The following is a 12459-nucleotide window of genomic DNA, read 5'->3' as shown; positions in this document are numbered from 1 at the left end:
ATGAGACATCGAGAGCGGCCCCTCACCCTAACCCTCTCCCCGCGAGCGGGGAGAGGGAACACGGAGGGCGCGGCATTTCCCTTCTCCCCGCCTGCGGGGAGAAGGTGGCGGCAGCCGGATGAGGGGGCAATCGCCCCGTCCCCGCTGCGCACCCATGAGGCACCACGAACGATCCGCCTGCGCGGACAATGCTATAGGAAACGACTAACATGATCCGCTACGGAACCAACCCGATCGCCTGGAGCAACGACGACGATCATACGATCGGCGCGCATCTGACGCTCGAGGATTGCCTCTCCGATTGCCAGAAGATCGGCTTCGACGGCATCGAGAAGGGGCACAAGATGCCAAGCGATCCGGAGGCACTGAAGCAGAAGCTCGCCTCCTACGATCTCGTCTTCGTTTCCGGCTGGCATTCGACCAACTTGCTCACCCACGACGTCGAGGCCGAGAAGAAGGCGATCCAGCCACATCTCGACCTCCTGAAGCACAATGGTTGCAAGGTGGCGATCGTCTGCGAAACCTCGAACGCCATTCATGGCGACGACACGAAGTCGGTTGCCAACGATAAGCCGGTACTGCCGGCCGACCAGTGGAAGAAGTTCGGTGCCGACCTCGAAGCGATCGCTGAGTATTGCGCCGGCCAGGGCATCGACCTCGTCTACCACCACCACATGGGCACGATCGTCCAGACCGGCGAGGAAATCGACCTCCTGATGCAGAACACCGGGCCGGCGACCAAGCTGCTGCTCGATACCGGCCACGCCTGGTTCGGCGGCTCCGATCCGGCGGAAGTCGCAAGCAAGTACATGCACCGTGTACGCCACATCCATTGCAAGAACGTGCGGCCGGCCATCCGCAAAGTCGTCGAAGGTGAAGACCTCTCCTTCCTCGAAGGCGTGCGCCGCGGCGTCTTCACCGTGCCCGGCGACAGCGAGGGCGGCGTCGACTTCCTGCCCGTGCTGAAGATCGCGGCCGAGCACGACTATTCCGGCTGGCTGGTGATCGAGGCCGAACAGGATTCGGCCGTGCGCAACCCGTTCGAATACCAGTCACTCGGGCTGAAGTCGCTGAAGGCCCTTGCCAAGGAAGCCGGGCTCGACAAGTAAGCTCACGGTTTCGGTCGCCGGACTTCACGGGGATTGCCCCTCATCCGGCTGCCGCCACCTTCTCCCCGCTTGCGGGGAGAAGGGATATGCCGCTGGCTCCCCAATTCCTCGCGACGTAAGGTGGAGAGCATGCGGCAAACTCCAGATTCCCTCTCCCCGGCTGCGGGGAGAGGGTTAGGGTGAGGGGCAAGCCACACGTTCAGAGCGCCCCGGGAAAGGAATCAGGGAGACCGTCACATGTCCAAGCTGCTCGTCAAACCGAAGGCCAAATCGGGCCTGATGCAAAACGTGACGCCGGAGAGCGCCGGGTGGACCTATGTCGGCTTCGCGCTTGAACGGCTGAAGGCCGGCGAAACGACCGAAGGCGAGACCGGTGACAAGGAAGTCTGCCTCGTGCTGGTCTCCGGTAAGGCGAAGGTATCCGTTGACGGCGAAAGCTTCGGCGAACTCGGCGGGCGCATGACGCCGTTCGAGGGCCAGCCCTATGCCGTCTATGTGCCGAAGGGCAGCCGCTGGCAGGCAACGGCGACTTCGGATCTGGATCTTGCCATCTGCTCGGCACCGGGCGGCGAGGGCTTCAAGGCGAAGGTCATCGCGCCGGGCACGCATCCGCAGATGACGCGCGGCAAGGGCACCAACACCCGCTACGTCACCAACATCATGCCGGAAGATGACGGTTCGGCGCAGTCTCTGCTCGTCGTAGAAGTGATTACGCCCGGCGGCCACACCTCCTCCTACCCGCCGCACAAGCACGACCAGGACGACCTGCCGGCCGAAAGCTATCTGGAAGAGACCTACTATCACCGGCTGAACCCGCCGCAGGGTTTCGCCATGCAGCGCGTCTATACCGACGACCGCTCGCTGGACGAGACCATGGCGGTCGAGGACGGCGACGTGACGCTGGTGCCGAAGGGATATCACCCCGTTGCCGCAGTACACGGCTACGACGTCTACTATCTCAACGTCATGGCCGGGCCGAAGCGTATCTGGAAGTTCCACAACGCCCGCGAACACGAGTGGCTGTTCACCGGCGTGTAAGTTTCTACTTACGCAATCGTGGCCCCATGCCTCCAGCCGCTGCAGCCAGTGGCGATTGTCGTCGATAGTCAGGCGTGAGCTATCCAAGCTCAAACCCGGAAAGCGGCATACACTTTTTGCTGCTCCGCTCTAGCTTCTGTGCTTTCAGGGAGGCCTCCATGCGCATCGACGGGCAATGCCACTGCGGCTACGTGACCTATGAGGCCGAGATCGATCCGGGCGACGTCGCGATCTGCCATTGCACCGATTGCCAGCAACTGACGGGATCCGCCTATCGCGTGACCGCAGGTACTGCCCGCGAGAACTTCCGGCTGACCGGCGGCGAACCGAAGCTCTATACGAAGGTCGCTGAAAACGGTCGCCAGCGGCTGCAGTTCTTCTGCCCGAACTGCGGCTCGCCGATCTATACGACCGGCACGGACGAGGATGCGTTGGAAGTCGGCATCCGGGTCGGCACGATCAACCAGCGCCGGGAGCTCAAGCCACGGTCGCAGATCTGGTGCTCCTCGGCGCTGCCCTGGATCGGCGACGTCAGGAAGCTGCCCGGACGCGACCGCGATGAGGCGCCCTACTCTTAGATCACGATGGTTTAGAGCGGGATGCGGGCGGAAAACCGCACACACTTTTCCTCATCCCGCTGGCCGCTCAAGCGGCGGCCAGCAGGCCTTGCTTCAACGGCGCCCAGGCTTCGCCGATGACGACGGAAGCAGGTGTCGCCGTCATCTGCGACGGGTGTGCATCGGGGTTCGCTGCGAGATAAGTTTTCACAAGGTGATAGCCGATCGTATAGCCGGCCCAGCGCGGCAGCGCACGATCGCAGCCAAAGAACCAGCCGGCATGATCATAGCCCTCCGCCCAGAGTTCCCGCTCGGCGCGCTCCAGCAAATCTGCCCAATCGCCCGCTGCAATCGCGTGGTTCCAAGGATGGCCGTCGCCGCCATTGATCTCGACATCGAAGGCATCCGCAAGGCCCTCGGTGACCAGAGCTTCGCCGAGCTTGGAGCCGTAGCCGCAGGTCGCGTGGCGGAAGGAATGATGCAGCTCATGCGTCAACATTCTCCGCAACTCGCCGGCGGCAAGGCTGACATGGAAGTTCTCGTTGTCGGGGTCCAGCGTCAGGTAGACCAATCCTCTGCGATAGCAGCTACCGGCCACACCCAGTTCGGGAATGGTCTCTCCCGGCCTGTTTTCGACGACGATATCGATGGGAGCGGCACTGTCGGCGGCAGGAACACGCGCGCCGACCCGCTCGGCCGTCTCGTCCACCTGGCGCAAAATCTGTTCGCGCCAAGCGGCAAGCGATCCATAGGCCTCAAGTAAGTGAACACGCAGGTCCAGCATCTGGCGAATCTCCCGTCATCGACATCACTCTACCGCGCGGCAAGGTAAGCATGCGGCCGGTGATTGCAACGCCGAGCGAGAGAAGGTTTCAACCTGCAAGCGAACCTGCGGCAAAAGGCGCAGGTCGGATGGCCGCCCTCGGCACCCGCCTGACGCCAAAAGCGGCACCTATGCCGATCAGGACCGGATCGTCGTAGCCGATCACGGCGATGCCTGTGGCAAGGTCGCGCAAGGCGCCTTGCCAGCGCCGCTCGTTGTCGCGACTGACATTGGCCGAGATGACGACCGGGGTCTCGCCGGATAATCCCTCCGCCTGGAGGCGCGCGGCGATAGCAGGTGCAGTGCGACCGCCCATGTAGAAGATCGTCGTGGTCTTCGGATCGGCCAAAGCGCGCCAGTCCATGTCCGACGGCAAACCGCCATGACGGGAGTGGCCGGTGACGAAGCGCACCGCCTGGGCATGGTCGCGATGGGTGAGCGACAGGCCGAGACGCGCCGCCATGGCGCTTGCGGCGGTGATGCCGGGCACGACATCGACCGGGATCCCTTCCTGCTCCAGACGGGCGATCTCTTCGCCGGCACGGCCGAAGATCATGGGATCGCCGGCCTTCAGGCGAACGACACGTTTGCCGGCGCGCGCCAGCGCCACCATCATGTCGTTGATGTCCTCCTGCCGGCAGCTCTCGCGCCCGCCGCGCTTGCCGACCAGCATGCGCTTGGCCTCGCGCCGGGCGAGCTCCAGAACCTCGTTCGAAACGAGATCGTCGAACAGGATGACGTCGGCGGCTTGTAGGGCCCGTACCGCCTTCAGCGTCAGATACTCGCTGTCGCCGGGGCCAGCGCCGACAAGCGTCACGCGACCGGTGGTGGCATGGTTCGCCGACAAGCGCTCCATCTCCGCCACCAGCCGCGTCTCGACACCCTCCTCCGGTGTCGCTTGAAAAGCGAGATCGACGAACCGCTCCCAGAAGGCGCGGCGCGGCGCGCCGGGCTTGAGCCGGGCATTGACCTCGTCTCGCAAAGCCTGCGCCAGCGCTGCCCAATCCTTCAGCACCGGCGGCAGCAGCGTCTCGATGCGCCGGCGGATCGCCTGGGCGAGGATGGGTGCCGCACCATCGGTCGAGATCGACACCACGACCGGCGAGCGGTTGACGATGGAACCGAACTGAAACTGACAGAAAGCGGGCTTGTCGATGACATTGACCGGTACGCCGGCCTGTTGCGCCGCCGCAAAAAAGGCTTGCGCTTCGTCGTCGCTCTCGCAATCGGCGACCGCAAGCGCGGCACCGGCAAGCACATTCGCCTGCCAGCTCTCGCGGTGATGGACGAGACGACCAGTGGGATGAGCGGCGCCCTGGCTGATCAAAGCCGCGCAGACCTCGCCGAGCTCTTCCTCCGGCGCATAGATATGAACCTCGGCGCCGCAGGCGGCCAGCAGTTCCGCCTTCCAGGCCGCGGCATCGCTGCCGCCCGCCACCACGACACGCTTGGCTTCGAGCGACCAGAAGACCGGCAGCTTGGCAAGCGCGGCCATGCGCACCGGCTCGCGGCGCGATTGAATTTCATTCCGCAGCGGCAGCAAGGCATCCATCGACGATCCCCCTGATCTCGGCGCGGCAGGAGCCGCAATTGGTTCCGGCGCTCAGCGCCCGCCCGACAGCTTCAACCGAACGGCAGCCGCCGCGGACAGCCGCGACGATCTGATTGACGCCAACATTGAAACAGGAGCAGACGGTCGCTCCGGGGTCCGGCCGGTCGGCGCCCGGCCGGCCGGCAACGAGCGCAAAGCGCGTGCGCAGGTCCGTATGCGAGGCGCTCAGCTGTTCGACCGCCCAGTTGCGGGCTACGGCGACGGGTTCAGGTGCGAGAAACAGCGCCAGCAGCAAGCGATCGCCGTCGAAGAAGGCGAGCCGTCTTTGGCCGGAGGGCCCATCCGCATAGCCGATCGGCTCGATGTCCCCAGTAAGGCCAAAGGTCTTCCGGCACCAGGCGACCCAATCCTCCGGCGTCGTCTCTGCAGCAAGTTCCAGACGCCAACCGCCCCTCGCCTTGGCAACGGCCCAATAGCCGAGATCGAGACCCGAGGGTTTCGACGCGCTGACCGCAAAGCCGTAGGTCGAAGCGGAAAAACGGCGGATCGCAACGGCGGCATTTTTCGAGGCCGGCTGGCCCGAGACCGGATCGGTAACCGGCGGGACCAGCGCATCGATGCGCGCCTTGGCGGCAAACTGGTCGTTCCAGTGCATGGGCACGAAGAGATTGCCACGCGCCTGGCGCTCAGTGATGAGTGCGCGGACGATCGCCGAGCCGTAAGGGCTCTCAAGGGAAACGAGATCGGCGGGGGCGATGCCAAGATCCATCGCGTCACGCGGGTGGATCTCGACGAAAGGTTCGGCGAGGTGGGCGGAGAGGCGCGCGCTCTTACCGGTGCGGGTCATCGTGTGCCAGTGGTCGCGCACGCGGCCGGTGTTCAAGGTCAAAGGGAAGCCGCCACTGACGCGGGCCGGCACGGCGCTCGCAACCGCGACGAAGCGGGCACGCCCATCCGCGTGGAAGAAGCCACCATCGGCAAAGAAGCGGGTCTCGCCCTCTGGCTTCCCCAGCGATTGCGGCCATTGGAACGGCGCGAGCGCGTCGTAGGCCGCAGCATCGATCTCCGCATGGGCGCCGATGTCGAAATCGCGCCGCCCGTCATTCTCGAACGCCGAAAGACCAGCATGCTCGGCGAAGATTTCTGAGGGTGAGGTATAGGCGAAGGCACCCTGGAACCCCATACGGCGCGCCACTTCGTTCAGCTGCCACCAGTCGGCGCGGGCCTCCCCCGGGGCCGCGAGAAAGCCGCGCTGACGGGAAATGCGGCGCTCGGAATTGGTGACCGTCCCGTCCTTCTCGCCCCAGCCGAGCGAGGGCAGGAGCACATGGGCGTGACGGGTGGTGTCGGTCTCCTGGAGCACATCGGAGACGACGACGAAGGGACAGGCCTTGAGTGCGGCCTCGACGGCGTCGGCATCCGGCATGGAGACCACGGGATTGGTCGCCATGATCCAGATCGCCTTGATCCGGCCGTCTGCAACCGCACGAAACATGTCGACCGCCTTCAGCCCCGGCCTGGTCGCGATCGATGGCGCGCCCCAGAAGCGGCGCACCTGATCGCGGTGCCCGGCCTTTTCGATGTCCATATGGGCGGCAAGCATGTTGGCGAGGCCGCCGACCTCGCGGCCGCCCATGGCATTGGGCTGACCGGTCAGCGAAAACGGCCCCATGCCCGGCCGGCCAATGCGGCCGGTGACGAGATGACAGTTGATGATGGCGTTGACCTTGTCGGTGCCCGAGGAGGACTGGTTGACGCCCTGGCTGTAGCAGGTGACGACGTTTTCCGTCGTTTCGAACAGGCGGAAGAAGGCGGTGATTTCCGACGGTTCGAGCCCGGTCGATTGTGCCAAGGCGGACTCGTCAAGCGCGCTCGCCGCTGCGAAGGCTTCGGCGAAGCCGCTGGTATGGGCAGCGATAAAGGACCGGTCGTTAGTGGGGCTGGCGGCCAGATGGGCGAAAAGGCCGTTGAACAGCGCCGCGTCGCCATCCGGCCGGATGGCAAGATGCATGTCGGCGATATCGGCGGTCATCGTGCGGCGCGGATCGATCACCACCACCCGCATCTCGGGCCGCGCCGCCTTTGCCGCGGCAAGGCGCTGGTAGAGCACCGGGTGGCACCAGGCGAGATTGGAGCCCGTCAGCACCACGAGATCGGCAAGCTCCAGATCCTCGTAGCAGCCCGGCACCGTGTCCGAGCCGAAGGCGCGGCGATGACCGGCGACCGAGGAGGACATGCAGAGCCGCGAATTGGTGTCGATGTTGCCCGAGCCGATGAAGCCCTTCATCAGCTTGTTGGCGACGTAATAGTCTTCGGTCAGCAACTGCCCGGAGACATAGAAGGCAACCGAATCCGGCCCATGTTCTGCGATCGTCTGAGCGAAACGTGTGGCGACGATATCGAGCGCCTCGTCCCAGCCGGCCTGCTTGCCGTCGACCTCGGGGTAAAGAAGCCTGCCGTCTAGATCGAGGGTCTCGGCCAACGCCGAGCCCTTGGAGCACAGCCTGCCGAAATTGGCAGGATGCTCGACGTCGCCGCGAACGGAGACGGCGCCGTCCTCGGCCACCGTCGCGATAACACCACAGCCGACACCGCAATAGGGACAGGTGGTTCTCGTCTCAGAGGGCATTGCCTGTCCTCCTCCGGCATCGAGGCGCTGTTGAACCGGCGCCCTGAAGCCCTTCCTCCGTCATTCCTGTGCTTGTGACAGGAATCCAATCACGCGAAATCTTTCGCGTGATGGGTCCCCTTCGCGCCGTGGACGCGGCGCTGCTGGATCCCTGTGACAAGCACAAGGATGAGGAAGAGCGTGAGGTAGCGCGCAAGAGAACAGAACGGGGAACGCAATCATCCATGCGATTACTCCGCCGCGATCAGCAGGCTTTCGAGTGCGATGAACAGCGCGCCGCCGTCGTTGCGCACCGGGATCGTGCGCACTGCGCCGTCGTCGGCGCCGAGCGCCTTGCCGGTTTCGAGCGAGATCACCCAATTGTGCAAGGGGCAGGTCACTGCCGTGCCGTGCACGATGCCTTGCGACAGCGGTCCACCCTTGTGCGGGCAATGATCCTCGATGGCGAACACCTCGTTTTCGCCCGTGCGGAACACGGCGATCTTGCCCTGGGGTGTCTTCACGCAACGCGCGCCCCTCAGCGGAATGTCGGAGATGTCGCCGATTGAGATCCAGTTCATATCCATCCCCTCACTCCGCGGCTTCTGAAAAACCGACCGTCGCCATCGGCCGGAACTCGTGCTTGTCCTTGCCGGAGACGCGCTCCGACCAGGGATCGACCTGGGCGAATTTCTGGCTGAAGACGAAGCGGTCGAAATAGGCCTTGCGCTTGTCGGCATCGCCCATGATCTGGCGGCGGATTTCGTCTAGGCCGACGCGTTTCGCCCATTTGTAGATGCGCTCGAGATAGCGGGCCTGTTCGCGGTACATCTGCGTCAGCGCCACGATATGCTCCAGCGCCTCGTCTTCGGTCTTCACCAGCCCGAGCACCTCCGTACCCTTGATGTCGAGCCCGGCAGCACCGGCGAAATGGATCTCGAAGCCGCTGTCGACGCAGACGACGCCGATGTCCTTGCAGGTGGCTTCCGCGCAATTGCGCGGACAGCCGGAGACCGCCATCTTCAGCTTTGCCGGCGTCCAGGAACCCCACATGAACTTCTCGATGCGAATGCCGAGCCCCGTCGAATCCTGGGTACCGAAGCGGCACCAGTCGGAGCCGACGCAGGTCTTCACCGTGCGCAGGCCCTTGGCATAGGCCTGGCCGGAGACGAAGCCGGCCTTGCCGAGATCCGCCCAGACAGCCGGCAGGTCTTCCTTCTCGATGCCGAGCAGGTCGATGCGCTGGCCGCCAGTCACTTTGACCAGAGGGATCTCGAACTTGTCGACGACGTCGGCGATCGCCCGCAGTTCCTGCGCGTTTGTGACGCCGCCCCACATGCGCGGGACGACCGAGTAGGTGCCGTCCTTCTGGATATTGGCGTGGACGCGCTCGTTGATGAAACGAGACTGGTAATCGTCGGCATATTCGTCCGGCCAGTCGCAGACGAGGTAGTAGTTGAGCGCCGGACGGCACTTGGCGCAGCCGCAGGAGGTCTTCCACTCCAGCTCCTGCATGACGGCCGGAATGGTCTTCAGCCCCTTGGCCTTGATCAGCCGGCGCACGTCATCATGGCCGAGCTCGGTGCAGGTGCACATCGGCTGCACGGCGGCCGGATTGTAGCTGTCGCCGAGCGTCAGCGTCATCAGTTGCTCGACAAGGCCGGTGCAGGAGCCGCAGGAGGCGGACGCCTTGGTATGGGCGCGCACGTCGTCGAGCGAGGTCAGGCTCTTGGTCCCGATCGTCTTGATAATCTTGCCCTTGCAGACGCCGTTGCAGCCGCAGATTTCCGCATCATCCGGCAAGGCTGCAACGGCCGCCATAGGGTCCAGCGGCGACCCTCCCTGATAGGCCTGGCCAAAGATCAGCGTGTCGCGCATTTCGGTAATGTCGGTGCCACGCTTCATCAGATCGTTGAACCAGGCGCCGTCGCCGGTCTCGCCGTAGAGCACCGTGCCGATGATGCGGTTCTCCTTGAGCACCAGCCGCTTGTAGATGCCGGCGGTAGCATCGCGAAGGACGATCTCCTCGCGTCCGTCGCCGTCGGCGAAATCGCCGACCGAATAGAGGTTGATGCCGGTCACCTTCAGTTTTGTCGGCGTATCGGAATGGACAAAGGCGGCGCTGCGATCGCCGGCCAGGTGACGCGCGGCAACCCGCGCCATCTCATACAGCGGTGCCACCAGGCCATAGACCATGCCGCCGACCTCGGCGCATTCGCCGAGCGCCATGATGTGGCCGTCGGACGTCTGCATACCGGCGTCGACGACGATGCCGCGGTTGGTGGCAAGCCCCGCCTCCTTGGCAAGGCCGACATTCGGTCGGATGCCGACCGCCATCACGACCAGTGTCGCCGGGATGATCCGGCCGTCGTCGAGTTCAATGCCCTCGACCTTCTCCTCGCCGACGATCCGCTTGGTATTCGCTTTGGTGATGACCTTGATGCCACGCTCTTCGACCGCCCTCTGCAGCAGGTAGCCGGCGGACGGGTCGAGCTGCCGCTCCATCAGAGTCGGCATGACGTGCAGGACGGTGACGTCCATGCCGCGTGCATTGAGACCGGCTGCCGCTTCGAGGCCGAGAAGACCGCCACCGATGACGACAGCCTTTTCGCGCGACTGGGCCGCAAGCAGCATCGCCTGCACATCGTCGAGATCGCGATAGGTGATGACACCGCGCAGGTCCTTGCCCGGTACCGGAATGATGAAGGGCACCGAACCGGTCGCGATCACCAGCTTGTCGTAACTCTCGGTGACGCCATGGTCGGAGGTGACGGTCTTGGCGTCACGGTCGATGGCGATGATCTTGTGGCCCTTGTAGAGCGTGATCTCGTGCTTGATGTACCATCCGTCGCCGTGGATGATGATCTGCTCGTAGTCCTTCTCGCCCGAAAGCACCGGCGACAGCATGATGCGGTCGTAGTTGACGCGCGGCTCGGCGTTGAAGATCGTCACCGCGTATCGGCCCGAGGCCTTCTCGAAGAGTTCTTCCAGCATGCGGCCCGGCGCCATGCCGTTGCCGATGATCACGAGCTTTTCAGTGGTGTGTTCAGCCATGGGATCACTCCGCAGCTTCGACGAAGCGGTGGCGCTCGTAGAGGAACTTGAGCACGGCTTCGCGGCATTTGAGGTAGGTTCGGTCGCCGGCAAGCTCGATGCGGCGGCGCGGTCGGGCGAGCGGCACGTCGAGGATTTCGCCGATGCGGGCTGATGGGCCATTGGTCATCATCACGATGCGATCGGAAAGCAGCACCGCCTCATCCACGTCATGGGTGATCATCAGCACCGTGTTGCCGAGCTCGGCATGGATCTGCATCACCTGGTCCTGCAGATGCGCGCGGGTCAGCGCGTCGAGCGCACCGAACGGCTCGTCGAGCAGCAGCACCTTCGGCTCCATGGCAAGCGCGCGGGCGATGCCGACGCGCTGCTTCATGCCGCCGGAGATTTCGGACGGGCGCTTGTCCGTCGCATGCGCCATCTGCACGAGTTCAAGATTGCGCATCGTCCAGTCGTGGCGCTCGGCCTTGCTCTTGGTGCGCGAGAAGACCTTGTCGACGCCGAGGCGGACGTTCTCGTAGACGGTCAGCCAGGGCAGCAACGAGTGGTTCTGGAAGACGACGGCGCGATCCGGCCCCGGCTCGTCGGCAACGCGGCCGTCGAGCAGCACGACGCCGGTCGTCGCCAGCGTCAGGCCGGCAACGATGTTGAGCAAAGTCGACTTGCCGCAACCTGAATGGCCGATGATCGAGATGAACTCGCCCCTGTCTACAGAGAGCGACACCTGTTTCAGCACTTCGGTGCGCACGCCGCCGCGTTCAAAACTCTTGTCGATCAGTTCCAGCGAAAGATAGCTCTTGGTCATGGCTTTCCCCTCTCTCAAGCGGTTGCGGTGCCGCGGGTGACGACGCGGCCGACGAGGGCGATGAGGCGATCGAGCAGGAAGCCGACGATGCCGACATAGATCAGCGCGACGATGATGTCGCTGATCAGCGAGGAGTTCCAAGCGTCCCAGATGAAGAAGCCGATGCCGACGCCGCCGATCAGCATTTCAGCAGCAACGATCGCCAGCCAGGAGAGACCGATGCCGATGCGCAGCCCCGTGAAGATGTAGGGGGCGGCGGCCGGCAACATGATCTTGGCAAAATATTCAAAGGCGTTGAGGCGCAGCACCCTGGCGACGTTCTGATAATCCTGCGGGATGTTGCGGATGCCGACAGCGGTATTGATGATGATCGGCCAGATGGCGGTGATGAAGATCACGAAGATCGCCGAGGGGTTGCCGTCTTGGAAAGCAGCCAGCGACAAAGGCAGCCACGCAAGCGGCGGCACAGTGCGCAACACCTGGAAGATCGGATCGAGCCCGCGCATGGCAAGCTGGCTCTGGCCAACCAGTGCGCCGAGCGCGATGCCGACGACGGCCGCGAGCGCATAGCCGACCGCGACGCGCTGAAGGCTCGCCGCGATGTGCCAGAAGAGCCCCTGGTCGACGCCCTGGCCGATATAGAAGGGATGGGCGATGAGCTCCCAGCTTTCCTCCAGCACCCGCGTCGGCGACGGCAGGCTGGAATCGGGCGCCGAACAGACAACCTGCCAGGTGATGAGGATCAGCGACAGCGTGACGATGAGCGGCGCGATGTTCGCGGCACCGGCGGCGAGCCTTTCGAGCAGCGGACGGCTGCTTCCGGGTTTCGCCGAGCGGGTAAAGGCGATCACGCGCGCGGCAGGTCGCGGCGCCGACTGGCCCTTGAGTTTGAGGTTGGTGACGGTCATGCCGT

At 64.3% G+C, this 12459-nt stretch carries 10 protein-coding genes; 3 read left to right on the top strand and 7 right to left on the bottom strand.

All coding sequences use genetic code 11. The features are described 5' to 3' along the window. The first annotated feature begins 209 nt into the window (after positions 1 to 209). The 3 genes from iolE to BLU35_RS19120 all read left to right on the top strand — a co-directional run bounded on the left by iolE (position 210) and on the right by BLU35_RS19120 (position 2725). A complete protein-coding gene (gene iolE, locus BLU35_RS19130; RefSeq protein ID WP_057247957.1) occupies positions 210 to 1109 on the top strand; it encodes a myo-inosose-2 dehydratase in 900 nt (299 codons plus the stop codon). Between the two features lie 237 nt (positions 1110 to 1346). Then, entirely contained in the window at positions 1347 to 2147 is an 801-nt protein-coding gene (gene iolB / locus BLU35_RS19125; protein ID WP_057247956.1) for a 5-deoxy-glucuronate isomerase, read from the top strand. Positions 2148 to 2305: 158 nt separating this feature from the next. Further along, complete coding sequence (locus BLU35_RS19120; RefSeq protein WP_057247955.1) at positions 2306 to 2725, top strand: GFA family protein; 420 nt, start codon at positions 2306 to 2308, stop codon at positions 2723 to 2725. Between the two features lie 67 nt (positions 2726 to 2792). Here the strand turns inward: BLU35_RS19120 and BLU35_RS19115 are convergent, their stop codons facing one another. The 7 genes from BLU35_RS19115 to ntrB all read right to left on the bottom strand — a co-directional run bounded on the left by BLU35_RS19115 (position 2793) and on the right by ntrB (position 12454). Beyond that, the gene (locus tag BLU35_RS19115) at positions 2793 to 3488 is read right to left on the bottom strand and encodes a DUF2268 domain-containing putative Zn-dependent protease (RefSeq protein ID WP_093234067.1); all 696 of its coding nucleotides are present in this window, start codon (positions 3486 to 3488) and stop codon (positions 2793 to 2795) included. A gap of 88 nt (positions 3489 to 3576) precedes the next feature. Continuing rightward, entirely contained in the window at positions 3577 to 5079 is a 1503-nt protein-coding gene (cysG, locus tag BLU35_RS19110; protein ID WP_093234066.1) for a siroheme synthase CysG, read from the bottom strand. Beyond that, positions 5051 to 7708 carry a nitrate reductase gene (locus tag BLU35_RS19105; RefSeq protein ID WP_057247952.1) on the bottom strand — a complete coding sequence of 886 codons (2658 nt, stop codon included), beginning with the start codon at positions 7706 to 7708 and terminating at the stop codon, positions 5051 to 5053. Before BLU35_RS19105 ends, cysG begins: the two co-directional genes overlap by 29 nt. A 230-nt stretch (positions 7709 to 7938) precedes the next feature. After that, positions 7939 to 8274 carry a nitrite reductase small subunit NirD gene (nirD, locus tag BLU35_RS19100; RefSeq protein WP_057247951.1) on the bottom strand — a complete coding sequence of 112 codons (336 nt, stop codon included), beginning with the start codon at positions 8272 to 8274 and terminating at the stop codon, positions 7939 to 7941. Between the two features lie 4 nt (positions 8275 to 8278). Beyond that, positions 8279 to 10741, bottom strand: coding sequence for a nitrite reductase large subunit NirB (nirB, locus tag BLU35_RS19095; RefSeq protein WP_093234065.1), 2463 nt, complete (start codon positions 10739 to 10741; stop codon positions 8279 to 8281). Between the two features lie 4 nt (positions 10742 to 10745). Then, positions 10746 to 11546, bottom strand: coding sequence for an ABC transporter ATP-binding protein (locus BLU35_RS19090; RefSeq protein WP_057247949.1), 801 nt, complete (start codon positions 11544 to 11546; stop codon positions 10746 to 10748). A gap of 14 nt (positions 11547 to 11560) precedes the next feature. After that, on the bottom strand, positions 11561 to 12454 hold the full coding sequence (gene ntrB, locus BLU35_RS19085; RefSeq protein WP_082641185.1) for a nitrate ABC transporter permease: 894 nt from the start codon (positions 12452 to 12454) through the stop codon (positions 11561 to 11563). Positions 12455 to 12459: the final 5 nt, after the last annotated feature.

The organism is Sinorhizobium sp. NFACC03 (assembly GCF_900103435.1).
Taxonomy (GTDB): Bacteria; Pseudomonadota; Alphaproteobacteria; order Rhizobiales; family Rhizobiaceae; genus Ensifer.
The sequence above is the reverse complement of the archived record's forward strand: the minus strand, read 5'-3'. Positions and strand labels throughout refer to the sequence as shown.